This is a genomic window from Mucilaginibacter frigoritolerans, from assembly GCF_007830615.1.
In the GTDB taxonomy this organism is placed as follows: Bacteria; Bacteroidota; Bacteroidia; order Sphingobacteriales; family Sphingobacteriaceae; genus Mucilaginibacter; species Mucilaginibacter frigoritolerans.
Window position 1 is genome coordinate 84,330 of the sequence record NZ_VLLI01000019.1, and the last position, 14,813, is coordinate 99,142.

Below are 14,813 nucleotides of genomic sequence, written 5' to 3' on the forward strand. Positions count from 1 at the left end.
CAACCGAATTTCAAATAAAGATGGACAACGCCTATTACATTGAAGAAAACGGTGAACAAAAGGGCCCGTACATGTTTGATGAGCTTATCAAAATGGATATTGACCTCCATGACAGTATACTATCGCCATCAAATAGCGACTGGGAAGATGCCTGCGATTTGCCTGAACTTTTTACGTATTTTGAGGCCAGAGGCTTTGTATTCCCTACCGAAGATAACCTTGCCTCATTTTGGTGGCGTCTGCTGGCTTACATAATTGATCATTTTATCTTATCCTTATTAACTGGATTTATTTTTTCACTGTTGGCTACCTATGGTTTAAAATTCAACATACCTACCAACGAGCAAATGTTAAAGATGACACCCGATCAGCTTTATTCAAGCCTACTGGCCATTTTACCTTTACAGGGCATTGCATTTATTGTTTTAATTCTTTACAATTCAAGCTGTGAAGCTTCAACCATGAAGGGTAGTTTTGGTAAAAGGCTATGTGGATTAGTGGTTGTTGATATTGACGGTGCCCGCCTCACTTATTTAAATGCACTGGGCCGCAGTATAGGGAAAGCTTTATCGTTAATGCTCTGTGGACTGGGCTTTTTAAGCATATTTTTTTCGGAACGACGCCAGGCCCTGCATGATTATATGGCAAAAACCTATGTGGTGAAGCTGTAGAACAAAATCTGGGATTTCCTCCATTAAATCAACCTGTCTTTTATTACCAAAGTACCAGCCAGCATATCATGCATACACTGTTGCTGTTTATTAAAAAAGCTGAAGATATAACCGATAAAAAAGGGTAACACAGAAACGATCTTTAAAGCATTCCGACTAACAGAACGTGCAAAACTGATACGGTTACCTTGCATATCACTCACCTTTATTTTAAGTAATTGCTTGCCATAAGTTCCCTGCTTAACCGTGCATTCCATTACTATATGATAGATAATTTTCACTACCGGGATAACGAGCAGTAAACCCAGGGCTATATAAAGGCGTGTTTCTTTATCACCAACAAATAAACTGGCTATAAATGCAATAGTGATACAAACACCGGCAACAAAGAACCAATCAAGTGCTGAGGCCAGCAAACGCTGGTCAAAACCTGCAAAATACTGGGGCATAATTACGGGTTTACTAAAACCAAAAAGTGCACGAAGCGCTGCAATTTCATGGGCCTCTTTATAATCATCCATCCCATCGGTCCTTACAAAATCTCCAGGCTTTATTTTACGGTCCTTTAACTCTTGCATAGTAAACGGGCCTTCGGGCCTGCCATTTATTACCAGCAGGTAAGTATTGCTACCGTGTTTTAAAATTGAAAGATCAACAGGCTCCATAATGAATCAAATTTAAACTAAAAAGGCCGGAATATTAGCGAACTAATACCCCGGTCTTCCAACATTTCAACTTAAAACTTTTACCCCAATTAATATCTGTGTACTTTAAAATCAGACAAGCCACCTGTTATATGGATGTACATTTTATTTTTTGCCGCAGCAAAGCCCGGTGTTTCATAATCATTATCACCTGTTTTGGTAAACCCATCAAAATGATTTCCAGAAAGACCAGAGTCTGTTTCAATACTGCAAGCAGCATTTTGCGGTATATTGATATCCACACCCGAAACGCCTGTAGAAATATCCACATTTGTTTTAGTTAAGGGAGCTCCCAGTTTTATATCAAAAGATGCTGCCCCTCCATCCAGTTTCAAATTACGGATCTTAAATTTTGAAAGATCAAAATCAAGTTTGCTTGCACCTGTTTTTACATGTACATCCCAAATTGGATTTAGATTCAAACGAAAATCAGCCTTGTTTTTATCCGAATCAAAGTTGATGCCGTTATGATCTTTCATTTTAAAGCTCACCACATAAACAGAATCATCTGTGCTATGTGAAAAATCATATCGTCCATTTTTGTTATAAGCATTAGCGCTAAATAACTGGTTGGTAGTATCTGATAGATTATAGGTGGTAGCTCCTCCGCTTATTTCTACACGGGCATACTTAATCCCTGCTTTATAGGGCTCGTTAAAGGTGCCATTGCCGCTTACTTTAGTAGTAGTGCTGGTGCTGTCGTTATCATCGTCGTCGTCATCATCAAAATTAAAGTCACTTTTGCTATCATTATCGTTGTCATTGTCATCATTATCATAATGCCCGTAGTGATATGCCATACCCGGCCAAAAATTATACCTGTCGCCAAAGTTGCCAAACAGCACCAAACCCAGGCCCAATACTACAACTGCAACTTTTATAATGGTTGCCCAAATGGCTTTGCTATGTGCAAATACCAGGTTTACACCTGCTATTACCAAAAATATTGGCCACAAATGAAATATGTTATACCAATGAAAATGCAAGTAGCCGAAATTAGCAAGCAATATGGCTGCGCCTATGAGTACCAGCACCAAACCGGGGATTAATTTATCGTTTCTCATTTTTTTATGTTTTAATGGCTTGCGCCCGTTAATCAATATATTAAACTAATGGTTCCTGCTGATCTGAAGACTCAGTTTTTATTCCACTATCTGCAGCGGGAGCATCATTCCAGTTTCCATGGTGCCATGGCTTTTTTTGCTGCCCGGATACAATCAGGGATGCGCCAACCAATACCAATACTATAGGCCATAACCGGCCAAAATCAAAATCAGGGATCAGGTCATACTCATCTATTAAAACTGCCGCGCCAATAACAATAAGCACTACGCCTACAATGATGCCCGCATTTGATTTTTGTTTTTGAGGATATTTAAGCGGAGGGACTTCGTCAAATGGGTTAGCTCCGTAAGGATTGCTGCCAAATGGATTTCCTTCAGCTGTAAATTGTCCTCCAGCAGGCTGCTGTGGCGGAACAGTGTAATCAACCGATGGGTTATTATATTGATTGTACAGATAGCCCTTTTTAGGCAATACAATCCATAAAACAATGTATGGAATAATGCCTACACCCATTACAATAACGGTAAAGGCAAAAAGCAGGCGTATAACAGTTACATCCATTTCAAAGTATTCTGCCAGGCCCGAACAAACACCACCTAACACTTTGTGGTATTCATCGCGATATAGTTTCTTGTTCATCTTTATTTTGTTTTAGTTTGATTTTTATATTTGACCGTATGCCGGTTTTATTATTATTTCGTCAACATTTGCGCCAACGCTCATTTTATAAATATTGATCACTGCCGATGCTATATCTTCCGGCAATACCATCTTATCCTTATCAACCACCATACCCTTCCATGAATCGGTAAGGGTTGAACCTGGAATAATAGCGGTTACTTTTACCCCATGATCCTGCATTTCCAAACGCATTACTTTAGTAAGACCTAACAGCGCAAATTTTGTTACACTGTAAGTACCTGCCTCAGCAATCGGGCTTATGGCCGCAATAGAACAGATATTAAAAATGTGCCCGTCTTTAGCGGCTATCATCTTTTTACCAAAATAACGGTACAGTTCATAAGCAGGCATCAGGTTGGTATTTACCTGTTTTTGAAAAGCATCTTCGGTATCATCCAATATGCTGGAGTAGGTATACATGCCCGCATTATTTACAATAATGCTGATATCACCCAGTGCTTCCTCGGCAGCCGCCGCAAATGCTAAAACTTGTTGCTTAACACTGCAATCAGTAACTGAGGTAAATACTTTAATATTGGGATTGATGGTTAAAAGTTCAGTTTTAAAAGCAGCAAGTTCATCATCGTGCCTTGAGCAGATAGCCAGGTTTACCCCTTCTTTAGCAAAGATTATTGATATAGCCCGGCCCATTCCTTTGGTTGATGCGGTGATGATTGCATTTTTCATGTACTGTTCTTGTTTTTATTTTTAAAGCTTTAAATTATTTACTGTTTGGGTAGCGATCCCGAACTATTTACAATACAAATCTAATTTTTATTTAAACAGACGCTATCTATGCATTGGTAAAGCGGGGCATATTTTCGGTAAAGAGGGCCAAAGTGGCGGTAAAAGTGATCTGCTTTACCTGGTGCAGATAAAAAAGGGTCTTAAAGAATTGAAAATGGATGTTTCCTTCACTCAAAAAAGCTGATTTTTGAACCCATTTGTTCAAATAATGTAAAACATCGGTGGCTTTATTCTTATTGGTTTTATATGATGGTGCACTTTATCCTCTAAAAACTGTATTTTTAGCCGAATTTTATTCAATAAATGTTTTATAGTTTAGGAAGATATATACTCTTACTGCGTTTAAGTTTCCGCAAGCCCGAAAAGTACAGTGTTTACTGGGCCGAAATTATGCGTGAAATGGTTTCACAGGGCATTGGCTCACTGGGCATTGTAGCTATTATTTCCGTATTTATCGGAGCGGTGGCAACTATTCAGACAGCTTTCCAGTTGGTGAGTGATTTCATTCCCAAAACAGTAGTAGGCGGCATCACCCGCGATTCAACTATCCTTGAGTTTAGTCCAACCATTACGGCACTGGTACTTGCCGGTCGTATCGGATCAAGCATCGCCTCACAAATTGGCACTATGAGGGTAACCGAGCAAATTGACGCACTTGAAATTATGGGCGTTAATGCACCAGGCTACCTGATCTCTCCAAAAGTGATCACCGGAGTAACCATGATCCCCCTATTGGTAATCGTTTCTGTAGCGTTGGGCTTGGGCGGTGGCTACCTGGCCTGCGCGGCATCAAAAGATGTATCTACAGCTGATTATGTGGCCGGTTTATCTGATGGCTTTAATCCTGTTATCGTTACTGTTTGTGCTGTTAAGGCCATTGTTTTTGGTTTCATCATTACTTCTATTTGTGCGTACCAGGGCTTTTATACCAAGGGCGGCGCGCTCGAAGTGGGCCAATCAGCTACAAAAGGCGTGGTGTTTAGCTGTATAATGATATTATTTGCCGATTTAGTTATTTCAGAATTATTGCTATGATCCAGGTTGAAGAAATTTATAAATCATTCGGGAGCAATGATGTGCTTAAAGGCATAACAGCTGATTTTAAGCCCGGCAAAAACAATCTGATTATTGGCAGTTCAGGTTCAGGGAAAACCACTTTACTAAAATGTATTGTAGGCCTGCACGAACCAACAAGCGGCGAGGTACTTTACGACAAAGAAAACTTTACCTCTATGCATTTTGAGGGACGTGTACCAATCCGTAAGCAAATTGGAATGCTGTTCCAAAACTCCGCTCTTTTTGATTCCATGACGGTGGAGGAAAACATCATATTCCCATTGAATTTATTCACCGAGATGTCGAGAGGTGAAAAGCTAGACAGGGCTAATTTTTGTTTGGAAAGGGTGAACCTTGCAGGAAAAAATCATTTATATCCTTCAGAATTATCGGGAGGCATGAAAAAACGGGTGGGCATTGCCCGGGCCATATCCATGCAGCCAAAATATTTGTTTGTGGATGAACCCAACTCAGGTTTGGACCCAATGACATCCATTTTGATTGATGACCTGATCAGTGAAATCACCCAAGACTTTCAAACCACAACGGTTATTGTAACCCATGATATGAACTCGGTAATGGGTATTGGCGATCATATCCTGTTTTTGCATAACGGCGAAAAATGGTGGGAAGGCTCTAATCACCAAATAGCCCATACTGATAATAAAGAACTGAATGCCTTTGTATTTGCCAGCAAGTTTATGCAAGCGGCAAGAGAGAAGTTATAATTAAGAGTCGTTAGAGGTTGGTAATTGGAGATAAGACTCCGCTGAACCTGATTTAGCATATTCAACTTTACTACAATTCATTAAATTGAAACAGGGATTGTTATATTTGCATTTTTTATTCTAATCTCTAATCTCCGGTTTCTAATCACTAACACAAAAATGATCCAACTTCTCACACCAACGCACTGGAAAGATTATGAGCTGATTGATTGCGGCGATTTTGAAAAGCTGGAACGTTTTGGCAATGTCATACTAATTCGTCCCGAGCCACAGGCGGTTTGGAGCAAGGCCTTAAGCCCTGCCGAATGGCAAAAACTACATCACATTAAATTTAAAGGCCGTTCCGCCACATCCGGCGAATGGATAAAGAAAAATCCGGCTACGCCTGATCGCTGGCACATCGAATATAAAAATCCCGAAGCGGCAATTAAATTCCGCCTGGCGCTAACATCATTTAAACACCTGGGCATTTTTCCGGAGCAGGCTGTAAACTGGGATTACATCACCCAAAACATTAAAAGATTTAAAACGCCAGAGCCCAAAGTACTTAACCTGTTTGCCTATACCGGTGGTGCTTCCTTAATTGCCAGGGCTGCCGGAGCAGATACCACACACGTAGATTCAATTAAACAAGTAGTTACCTGGGCCAACGAAAACCAGGAACTATCTGGCCTAACCGATATCCGCTGGGTGGTTGAAGATGCGTTGAAGTTTGTAAAGCGTGAACTTAAACGCGGCAAAAAATACAACGGCATTATCCTCGATCCACCAGCATATGGTCATGGCCCTAACGGCGAAAAGTGGAAACTGGAAGACAACATTAACGAAATGATGGGCGATGTAATGCAGCTTCTTGACCCCGAAGAACATTTCCTGATATTAAATACCTACTCGCTGGGTTTCTCATCTGTAATTATTGAAAATCTTATCAAAAGCGCTTACCCACAGGTACAAAACCTGGAAACCGGCGAACTTTATCTGCAAGCTACTGCCGGCTCAAAGCTACCATTGGGTGTATTTGGAAAGTTTTATAAGGCGAAGTAGTACTTTATTATTCAGTTATCCATTTCTTAAAAAATCATTATTAATCATACCATTTAAAGCGCCATTTATATATCGATATTGCTATCTTTGACGCCAGTTAATTTATCCCCCTATCCATTTTGAACATTTTACCGGCAAATACATCGCTATAGGTATGTTCAACAATAAGGGAACTAACTATTGATAAATTTAAACGTACTAAGGCGCAGAAAAATATTATTTTGTATAGCCCTGTTACAAAACATTTAAGTAAAAAATGAAATTAAAGAACATTATCCTGCCTGCGGTATTATTATCAGCCGTACTGCTTTTATCTGACTGCGGTCAAAAAAACAGCAGCGCTGCAAGTACCAGCACCACAAAAGACACAGCTAAAAAGGACACTGCAAAAAAAGATACCGCAAAAAAAGCGGATACTGTTGCTGCAGCACCTGTAACCTACCCGCCGCTGGATAAAAAACTTTATGATTCATTAATGAAACGCCTTGCCCATGGCGATACCACCGGCAAATGGCCTGTTAAAAATGCACCATATCCATTGCCGGGCGCTATTTTACCTTTCAAAAGGGTAGTTGCTTTTTATGGTAACTTGTCTGCTAAAAAGATGGGCATTCTGGGCGAGCTGCCGCCAGACGAAATGCTGACCAAACTACACGGAGAAGTAAAGCATTGGGAGAAAGCTGACCCACAAACACCTGTGCAACCTGCGCTGCATTATATAGCAGTAGTGGCAGCCGGTTTTCCTGGTAAGGACAATATGTATATTAACCGCATGCCGGAAAAAAAAATAGATAGTGCAGTAAGACTGGCTAAAAGGGCTCATGCCATACTTTTCCTGGATATACAGGTAGCATTGAGCAATATCCGCGCGGAATTGCCCAAGTTGGAAAAATATTGGCAAATGCCTAATGTTCATTGCGGTATAGATCCCGAATTTGCCATGCATGATGGCATTCATCCCGGCAAAAAAATTGGCAGTTATGACGCAGCTGACGTTAACTATGTGTCGGCTTACTTAGCCAACGAGGTAAGGAAGTATCACCTGCCGCCCAAAATTTTTATTGTGCACCGTTTTACGCGTAAAATGCTAACCAATTATCAAAACATTAAGCTTCACCCCGAAATCCAGTTTGTGATGGATATGGACGGTTTCGGCCCGCCCGATTTAAAGACCGGTACCTATCGCGATTATGTTTATCACGACCCGGTACAGTTTACCGGCTTCAAATTGTTCTATAAAAATGACTCATGGTTGCCGCCGCATCACATGCTTACCCCCGAGGAGGTATTAAAGATGTACAAACCGCAACCCATTTATATACAGTATCAGTAAACTCAAGTCTTGAGTCAGTAGTCTTAAGTCCAAAGTGTGAGATTATTGACTCAAGACTCAGAACTTAAGACTACAGACTCAGATGATTAAATGGGGTATTATCGGTTGCGGACGTATTGCCCATCGGTTTATGCAGGGGCTGCATAATGTTCCGGATACCATGCTTGCGGCTTCATGGTCGCGCAGGGCCGAAACGGTAAATACCTTTATTGAGCAATATGGCGGTAAGGCCTGCACCTCGGTTGAAGAATTATTGGCGAGCGATATTGACGCAGTTTACATTGCTACCCTGCCCGACAGCCATTCACAATATTGTATTGCGGCACTAAAAGCCGGCAAACATGTGCTTTGCGAAAAACCTGCAGGCATTAATCTTAACGATCTTGATCAAATACTGGAAGTAGCCAAAACCACCGGTTTACTTTTTATGGAGGGAATGAAGCCTCCGTTTTTCCCTTTATATCGTCGCTTAAAAGAATATTTACTGACAGACCCTATTGGCGAAATTGGTTACGTTCGTGCCGGATCTGCTGTTGCTGATTGTCCTCCGGGGCATCCCAATTATAGCCTTGACCTGGTTGGTGGTAGCATTATGGGTATAGGTATTTATGAGGCTTATTTAGCCATTGAATGGCTGGGTACTACCAAACAGGTGCAAACACTTGGCCGCTTCGGCGAAACGGGAATAGATATGTTTGCCATTTTCCAGTCAGAACACGAAAAAGGTTATGCACAGCTTTACTGTGGTTTTGACTTGCATGGCAAAGGCGATGCCTTAATCTGCGGTACGCTGGGGCATATCACCATTCATAAAAATTGGTGGAATCCCGCCAAAGCAACCATCAGTTATCTTGATGGCCGCACCATTGAACTGGATGAACCATTTACATCTGGTGGACTGAACTACGAAACCCGTCATTTTTGTGAGCTGATTAACAGTAGCAAAACCGAAAGTCCAATCATCAGTCATGAAATGTCCCGACAAATGATCGCTATGCTGGATAGTGCAAGGGCGGGGATTGGACTGAAATTTAAAGGAGAATAACCTGGTAATTTTCTTTCGTCTTATTAAATCACTCTCCATGGCAATTCACAAAGAGTGATCTAAAGCTGTATTTATTAAAATTTCTTTATCGCCTCCGTTACATGCGCCAAATGATGCTTGCTGTGCCAATGGTATAACGCCAGTGCCTTTTTCAGTTGTATCGTTTCACCTGATTCAGGATGCACAAAGGCACGGTTCCACTGTTCTTCTGTTAAAGCCTCCAGCAAAGCTACCCAACGCAGGTGGATACCTTCCAGCATTTTCAGGGAAGGTTCAACAGGTAATTTATAATCCGGCAATAATGCCCAATCGGCTTCTTCGTAGGGCTTTATAGTTGGATTTTCTTCAGTAAGCGCCAGCTTAAAACGGGTTAAACTATTCATGTGGCTGTCTGCAACATGGTGAACCACCTGGCGCAATGTCCATCCACCGATACGGTAAGGGGTATCTAATTGTTTTTCATTTAAGGTGATGATGGCCTGGCGCAATCGGCCTGGTAATTCGCGGATAGTAGTAGTCCATTTACGGATATCTTCAGTAGTGTACGAAACCGGGGCTTTAAACTTCCCGATAGGATATTGCATCTGCTCGTCTGTCATAGTTATAAAAAAAATTAAATTAGGGATTATTTTTATGCGCAACAAGGTTTTAGGTTATTTTAGCGTTTTGTACCCGTTATATACACCTTAATGATAAAAAAGCTTCTTGTACTTTTACTCGTTTCCAACTGCACTGTTTTATATGCGCAAACCGTTAAAACCGATGTATTGGTAATTGGCAATGGTGCAAGCGCCGCTGCTGCATCGGTACAATGCGCCCGTAGTAAGGTTAAAACCATATGGGCTTTTGGGGCCATTAAGATTATAGCCAACAGCAATGCAGCAGAAACGTATACCATAAATAATAACGTCAACATACCATCGGGTGCATGGGGCGAATTCAGGAAAAAAATTCAGGAAGTTTACCGTAAAAAGCCAGGTTATGATACCTCCCAATATGCAGCATTAAATTTTGAGACCGATACAGCAGAGGTCGTCTTAAAAAGGCTAACCGACACACTGAAAAATTTAAGCCTGTATGAGCAGTCCACCTTCATCAGCATAAAAAAAGATGATGACCGCTGGGCCGTTTCTATCAAACAAAACGACAAAACCATCACCATAAAAGCAAGGGTAATTATTGATGCTACCGATAGCGGAACCGTAGCCACAAAAGCAGGTGCCAAGTTTGAGGCTGCATTTAAAAGCAGTTCGTTCAACGCTTATCGTACGACCATAGCAACCGGCAATACGGTTTTTAATAAGGACTATAACACGGATAGCTATCCCTCATATCCATTCTGGAGTATCCCGATAAATGCCGTTTTGCTAAAAGATTTTAGCAATTTATTGGTTACGGCAAAAGCACTGCCAACAGGTAATAATATTCAATATTTACCTATACAGCTAGAACTGGGCCAGGGTGTTGGAACGATAGCCGCGTATTGCGCCTTTTTTAAAACTACCACGCAACATCTTAGGGTGCGCATTATACAGGGTGAATTACTTGATTTTAAAGGATATATTTTACCCTTTACAGATATTGATCCAAAAGATGCCAATTGGAGAGCTGTGCAACAGGTAAGCGCTACAGGCTTATTAAAAGGTAAGCTAAACCACGCTGAATTTATTTTTATGCCTGATTCATTGGTTAATACCGCCCAGATTCAACCTGTATTAACCGAGATATACACACGTGCTTTTTTATGGTTTAGCAAAGAAAAACCAGGTAAAATATTCACCATCGGTAATACCCTATCACTTATTAGTGATTATACACTCACCGACCCTGAATTATTAAACAAAACCATACAAAAAGCATGGAAAACCCAGTATAAGTTTAATACTGATTTTAACTTAAACGGCCCAATTACACGCCGAGAATTTGCCGTTTTAGCCAACAGTTATTTAAATCCCTTTGCCCGTACAGTAGACTTAAGCGGCAGACTGGTGAATTAATGGAAGTAATTTACGCAGTAACTTTTTTGCGCTGTTTCAATTCCGTTACCTCATCAGCAGCATATTCATTGGCCCAAAGTTCAAGTGCCGATAGTGCCGGGCCAAGCGCCTTGCCCCTTTCAGATAGCCGGTAATAAACCTCCGGAGGAAAAGTGTGTTTCTCTTCACGGATAATGAGTTCATGGGCCTCCATTTGTTTCAAATGCTCAAGCAATACCTTTTTAGCTACTTTAGGGATGATGCGCCAAAGCTCAGTAAACCGCATTTCCTGCTGATGAAACAAATGATATAGGATAATAGGCTTCCACTTGCCCGAGAGCATATTGAGCGCCACATTAAGTCCGCAATGTTTAAACTGTTGATATTGCATGGTTACTGGATTGTGAACAGGTTACCAAAAGGTAAACTTCTTTAATTTAAACAAAGATAGTATCACTTTTGGCTAATAAATAATAGTAAAAAAATGAAACTTCAACTGCTGCGCAATGCCACCCAAATACTTTCTGTAAATGGAAAAAATATTTTAATCGATCCGATGTTTGCCGCTAAAGATACTTTTGATCCGCTGCCTGCGGCACCTGGTACACCGAGGGCTCCATTAGTTGATTTGCCTGTTAATGATGACGAGCTATTAAAGCTGATTACCAAAATTGACGCCGTTCTGTTAACCCATATTCATTTCGACCATTGGGATAAAAAAGCGCAGGAGCTATTGCCAAAAAACATCCCCCTGTTTTGCCAACCTGCCAACACCGAAACAATACTCGGGCAAGGCTTTATCAATGTAATACCTGTAAACGATCAAATCACCTGGAATGAGATCAGTATCAATCGAACCGGCGGCAGGCATGGCACAGGTGAAGTTGGCGAACGGATGGGCATAGTATCCGGTTATTACATTAAACACCAGAACGATGCTGTTTATATTGCAGGTGATACCATTTGGTGCGATGAAGTAAAACGAGCTATTGACCAGTTTAATCCCAGCAGAATTGTGGTTAACGGTGGTGCGGCCCGTTTTGCCACCGGCGATCCGATAGTGATGAATATTGAAGATGTTATTAAAGTGTGCCAATATGCTCTGCTTGCCAAAATCTACGTAGTACACCTGGAAGCAGTAAGCCATGGCACGGAAAGCAGGCAGCAAATAAAAGCAGCTTTACAAACTAACGGACTAACCACACAATGCTTTGTGCCAAATGATGGTGAGTTTTTATTTTAAACAGCAAAGCTGAATTTACCCATCAATACTTCCGGGTTAGTTCCTATTTTTAAAGGTTCGCCGCACAGGGACTCATTTCCCAATAGAGCAAAAAGGATAGCTTCTTTAGCATCCGGATCAATGCCCAATGCACCGGTATCTTTTATGTCGGCATTGGGCAAGGCTTTTTTCAAATAGTTTATAATATAAATATTCCTGGCCCCGCCACCGCTGGTGAATATCCTGATATCATCAGCCTTAAAATGCTGTAAAATAAAATCGCTTATTGATTTAGCAGTGAATGCACTTAGTGTGCAAATAATATCTTCGGCACTTAAACCTTCAGTGCCTGATTGCCTTTGAGCTTCATCCAAATAACTTAAATTGAACAATTCGGGACCAGTGGTTTTCGGAGCTTGCTCCTTAAAAAAAAGACCGGCAAGTAACGTATTTAATAAGGCATCATTTACCTTACCAGAGAAAGCAATTTTTGAGTCCTCATCATAAGGCAAATTAAAATACCTGCGGCAGGCTGCATCAATCATGGTATTGCCCGGGCCTATGTCTGTACACAAAATTTTATCCGCATCGCCATCGGCAGACAAAAAGGTAAGGTTGGCAATGCCACCAATATTCAGCAAGATTCTATTTTCACCTACTTTACTGCCTAATAAAACATCGCCATATAAAGCTAAAGGCGCGCCCTCTCCTCCTGCGGCAATATGTTTTTGCCTGAAATCGCTGATGGTTAAGATCCCAGTTTTTATGGCCAGATGATCACCATCTCCTATTTGTAAGGTAGCATTGGGGTAGCCAGGCTTTTGATGTAATCTCTTAGGCGCATGGTAAATAGTTTGTCCGTGGCTTGCTATAAAATCAACTTCCGCTGGCTGAATGTCCCATTCTTTTAATGCTTGTAAAACCAGTTCGCCATGAAAACTGCCAATTAAGGCATTTAGCAAACAAACTTTTTCTAAGTCAGCATCCCTTCGGGCAAATATGGATTGTACATCTTTTTTAAAATCTTCCCGATAGGGTATGGTGATAAATTTAACCAGGCTAAATTGTGTTTTTAGTCCGTTGCCTGTAAACCTGCACAAGGCAATATCCAATCCATCCAGCGAAGTGCCCGACATTAAGCCAATACCCAGTTTTTCATTTTTTTGGGCGACGCTGAAGAGTTTTTGCAGATTTTGATTCATAGCTAATAGTTGCTCAAATTAACCATTTGCCAATGGAAGTACAAAAGTTAAATTAATAGTCACACTATCTAACATATCTGATATATTTGCTTACACCAACAATTATTAAGTCTGAAGTTTGGTAATAAGTCTTAATTATTAATGACTTAAACTTCAATAAAACCTAAAACATGGCGCGATTAAATTTACTGGAAGAGACAAGGTATGAGAAATTACCTGTAACGGTATATCCCAATCAGCAACAGGCATCGGTAGCGGTAGCGGAGCGGATAGCCAAACTGATAAAAAGCAAGGAAAGCAAAGGTGAAAAAACAATATTAGGGCTGGCCACCGGGGTAACGCCGATAGCGGTTTATGCCGAACTGGTACGCAAACATAAGGAAGAGGGCCTGAGCTTTAAAAACGTGATCACCTTTAACCTGGATGAGTACTATCCGATGCAGCCTACAGCAGCCCAAAGCTATGTAACCTTCATGAACGAGAACCTGTTCAGCCATGTAGATATCGATAAAGCCAATGTACATATCCCCGATGGAACCCTGACAACCACCGAAGAGGTGGCCGCTTTTTGTTTAGATTATGAGCAAAAGATCACCAAACTGGGGGGACTTGACCTACAGATCCTGGGAATTGGCCGTACGGGCCACATCGGGTTTAACGAACCGGGCTCGGCACCCAATTCAGGAACCCGCCTGGTAACCCTGGATGATTTAACCAGGAATGATGCCTCCCGTGATTTTGGTGGTAAACAAAACGTACCTACCAAAGCCATCACCATGGGTATCGGCACTATTTTCAAAGCAAGGGAAATCATCCTGATGGCCTGGAGCTTAAAGAAAGCACCGATTATTAAAAAAGCAGTAGAAGGAGAGATCTCTGGTGAAGTACCGGCTACCTATCTGCAATTATCTGACCATGTAGAATTTGTACTGGATGAAGCCGCAGCCAGCTACCTGACCAGATTTGATACCCCATGGCTGGTAAAAGATTGTATCTGGGAAAATACCCTGAAAAAGAAAGCGGTATTGTGGTTAGCCGAAACAGTAAACAAACCGATACTGAAACTTACCGAAGAAGATTATAACAACCATGGCATGGCCCAGCTGGCCGTAGAACAGGGTCCGGTATACAATATCAATATTGACATCTTTAACCAGCTGCAACATACCATTACCGGCTGGCCGGGAGGCAAGCCCAATGCAGATGATACCCAAAGACCGGAAAGGGCACAACCGGCACAAAAACGTGCTATCATCTTTTCACCACACCCGGATGATGATGTGATCTCCATGGGCGGCACCTTTATCCGTCTGGTTGACCAGGGACATGATGTGCATGT

Annotated in this window: 17 protein-coding genes; 9 read left to right on the top strand and 8 right to left on the bottom strand. The window is 41.4% G+C overall.

The features are described 5' to 3' along the window. Nucleotides 1–20 precede the first annotated feature (20 nt). Entirely contained in the window at nt 21–671 is a 651-nt protein-coding gene (locus JN11_RS23105; RefSeq protein ID WP_144916539.1) for an RDD family protein, read from the top strand. 23 nt (nt 672–694) lie between these two features. Here the strand turns inward: JN11_RS23105 and JN11_RS23110 are convergent, their stop codons facing one another. The 5 genes from JN11_RS23110 to JN11_RS24895 all read right to left on the bottom strand — a co-directional run bounded on the left by JN11_RS23110 (nt 695) and on the right by JN11_RS24895 (nt 4,043). Beyond that, nucleotides 695–1,336 carry an RDD family protein gene (locus tag JN11_RS23110; RefSeq protein WP_144916540.1) on the bottom strand — a complete coding sequence of 214 codons (642 nt, stop codon included), beginning with the start codon at nt 1,334–1,336 and terminating at the stop codon, nt 695–697. Nucleotides 1,337–1,425: 89 nt separating this feature from the next. Then, complete coding sequence (locus tag JN11_RS23115) at nt 1,426–2,439, bottom strand: LiaI-LiaF-like domain-containing protein (protein ID WP_144916542.1); 1,014 nt, start codon at nt 2,437–2,439, stop codon at nt 1,426–1,428. A gap of 40 nt (nt 2,440–2,479) precedes the next feature. Continuing rightward, complete coding sequence (locus tag JN11_RS23120) at nt 2,480–3,079, bottom strand: PspC domain-containing protein (RefSeq protein WP_144916544.1); 600 nt, start codon at nt 3,077–3,079, stop codon at nt 2,480–2,482. Nucleotides 3,080–3,103: 24 nt separating this feature from the next. Then, nucleotides 3,104–3,808 carry an SDR family oxidoreductase gene (locus JN11_RS23125; protein WP_144916545.1) on the bottom strand — a complete coding sequence of 235 codons (705 nt, stop codon included), beginning with the start codon at nt 3,806–3,808 and terminating at the stop codon, nt 3,104–3,106. Nucleotides 3,809–3,914: 106 nt separating this feature from the next. Then, nucleotides 3,915–4,043, bottom strand: coding sequence for a hypothetical protein (locus JN11_RS24895; protein ID WP_262713306.1), 129 nt, complete (start codon nt 4,041–4,043; stop codon nt 3,915–3,917). 128 nt (nt 4,044–4,171) lie between these two features. On the opposite strand from JN11_RS24895, the gene JN11_RS23130 reads away from it, so the two are divergent. The 5 genes from JN11_RS23130 (at nt 4,172) to JN11_RS23150 (ending at nt 9,074) form a co-directional block, all read left to right on the top strand. Then, nucleotides 4,172–4,903: an MlaE family ABC transporter permease gene (locus tag JN11_RS23130; RefSeq protein ID WP_144916547.1), complete on the top strand. Its 732-nt coding sequence runs from the start codon at nt 4,172–4,174 to the stop codon at nt 4,901–4,903. Continuing rightward, nucleotides 4,900–5,652: an ABC transporter ATP-binding protein gene (locus JN11_RS23135; RefSeq protein ID WP_144916549.1), complete on the top strand. Its 753-nt coding sequence runs from the start codon at nt 4,900–4,902 to the stop codon at nt 5,650–5,652. The genes JN11_RS23130 and JN11_RS23135 overlap by 4 nt, the downstream gene beginning before the upstream one ends. Nucleotides 5,653–5,811: 159 nt before the next feature. Beyond that, complete coding sequence (locus JN11_RS23140; RefSeq protein ID WP_144916550.1) at nt 5,812–6,696, top strand: class I SAM-dependent methyltransferase; 885 nt, start codon at nt 5,812–5,814, stop codon at nt 6,694–6,696. Nucleotides 6,697–6,952: 256 nt separating this feature from the next. After that, entirely contained in the window at nt 6,953–8,029 is a 1,077-nt protein-coding gene (locus JN11_RS23145; RefSeq protein ID WP_144916552.1) for a hypothetical protein, read from the top strand. Between the two features lie 82 nt (nt 8,030–8,111). Continuing rightward, the gene (locus JN11_RS23150) at nt 8,112–9,074 is read left to right on the top strand and encodes a Gfo/Idh/MocA family protein (protein WP_144916554.1); all 963 of its coding nucleotides are present in this window, start codon (nt 8,112–8,114) and stop codon (nt 9,072–9,074) included. Between the two features lie 74 nt (nt 9,075–9,148). Here the strand turns inward: JN11_RS23150 and JN11_RS23155 are convergent, their stop codons facing one another. Further along, complete coding sequence (locus tag JN11_RS23155) at nt 9,149–9,673, bottom strand: YfiT family bacillithiol transferase (protein ID WP_144916555.1); 525 nt, start codon at nt 9,671–9,673, stop codon at nt 9,149–9,151. 90 nt (nt 9,674–9,763) lie between these two features. On the opposite strand from JN11_RS23155, the gene JN11_RS23160 reads away from it, so the two are divergent. Beyond that, nucleotides 9,764–11,071 (top strand): FAD-dependent oxidoreductase, encoded by a 1,308-nt coding sequence (locus JN11_RS23160; RefSeq protein WP_144916557.1) that lies wholly within the window; start codon nt 9,764–9,766, stop codon nt 11,069–11,071. A 10-nt stretch (nt 11,072–11,081) separates the two neighbouring features. Here JN11_RS23160 and JN11_RS23165 read toward each other — a convergent pair whose 3' ends face one another. Continuing rightward, nucleotides 11,082–11,441: a winged helix-turn-helix transcriptional regulator gene (locus tag JN11_RS23165; protein ID WP_144916559.1), complete on the bottom strand. Its 360-nt coding sequence runs from the start codon at nt 11,439–11,441 to the stop codon at nt 11,082–11,084. A 93-nt stretch (nt 11,442–11,534) separates the two neighbouring features. On the opposite strand from JN11_RS23165, the gene JN11_RS23170 reads away from it, so the two are divergent. Beyond that, on the top strand, nt 11,535–12,293 hold the full coding sequence (locus tag JN11_RS23170) for an MBL fold metallo-hydrolase (RefSeq protein ID WP_144916560.1): 759 nt from the start codon (nt 11,535–11,537) through the stop codon (nt 12,291–12,293). Here JN11_RS23170 and JN11_RS23175 read toward each other — a convergent pair. Next, nucleotides 12,290–13,474 (bottom strand): anhydro-N-acetylmuramic acid kinase, encoded by a 1,185-nt coding sequence (locus tag JN11_RS23175; protein WP_144916562.1) that lies wholly within the window; start codon nt 13,472–13,474, stop codon nt 12,290–12,292. The two genes, JN11_RS23170 and JN11_RS23175, sit on opposite strands and share 4 nt — an antisense overlap. Before the next feature lie 170 nt (nt 13,475–13,644). Here JN11_RS23175 and nagB point away from each other — a divergent pair. Then, a partial coding sequence (nagB, locus tag JN11_RS23180) for a glucosamine-6-phosphate deaminase (protein ID WP_144913892.1) occupies nt 13,645–14,813 on the top strand: 1,169 nt, incomplete at its 3' end.

Excerpts from the sequence above, each read along its gene's own strand:
- JN11_RS23120 (WP_144916544.1), bottom strand. The coding sequence starts at position 3,079 with ATGAACAAGAAACTATATCGCGATGAATACCACAAAGTGTTAGGTGGT.
- JN11_RS23140 (WP_144916550.1), top strand. The coding sequence starts at position 5,812 with ATGATCCAACTTCTCACACCAACGCACTGGAAAGATTATGAGCTGATT.
- JN11_RS23115 (WP_144916542.1), bottom strand. The coding sequence starts at position 2,439 with ATGAGAAACGATAAATTAATCCCCGGTTTGGTGCTGGTACTCATAGGC.
- JN11_RS23125 (WP_144916545.1), bottom strand. The coding sequence starts at position 3,808 with ATGAAAAATGCAATCATCACCGCATCAACCAAAGGAATGGGCCGGGCT.
- JN11_RS23175 (WP_144916562.1), bottom strand. The coding sequence starts at position 13,474 with ATGAATCAAAATCTGCAAAAACTCTTCAGCGTCGCCCAAAAAAATGAA.
- JN11_RS23150 (WP_144916554.1), top strand. The coding sequence starts at position 8,112 with ATGATTAAATGGGGTATTATCGGTTGCGGACGTATTGCCCATCGGTTT.
- JN11_RS23105 (WP_144916539.1), top strand. The coding sequence starts at position 21 with ATGGACAACGCCTATTACATTGAAGAAAACGGTGAACAAAAGGGCCCG.
- JN11_RS23155 (WP_144916555.1), bottom strand. The coding sequence starts at position 9,673 with ATGACAGACGAGCAGATGCAATATCCTATCGGGAAGTTTAAAGCCCCG.
- JN11_RS23135 (WP_144916549.1), top strand. The coding sequence starts at position 4,900 with ATGATCCAGGTTGAAGAAATTTATAAATCATTCGGGAGCAATGATGTG.
- JN11_RS23145 (WP_144916552.1), top strand. The coding sequence starts at position 6,953 with ATGAAATTAAAGAACATTATCCTGCCTGCGGTATTATTATCAGCCGTA.
- JN11_RS23165 (WP_144916559.1), bottom strand. The coding sequence starts at position 11,441 with ATGCAATATCAACAGTTTAAACATTGCGGACTTAATGTGGCGCTCAAT.
- JN11_RS23130 (WP_144916547.1), top strand. The coding sequence starts at position 4,172 with ATGTTTTATAGTTTAGGAAGATATATACTCTTACTGCGTTTAAGTTTC.
- JN11_RS23170 (WP_144916560.1), top strand. The coding sequence starts at position 11,535 with ATGAAACTTCAACTGCTGCGCAATGCCACCCAAATACTTTCTGTAAAT.
- JN11_RS23160 (WP_144916557.1), top strand. The coding sequence starts at position 9,764 with ATGATAAAAAAGCTTCTTGTACTTTTACTCGTTTCCAACTGCACTGTT.
- JN11_RS23110 (WP_144916540.1), bottom strand. The coding sequence starts at position 1,336 with ATGGAGCCTGTTGATCTTTCAATTTTAAAACACGGTAGCAATACTTAC.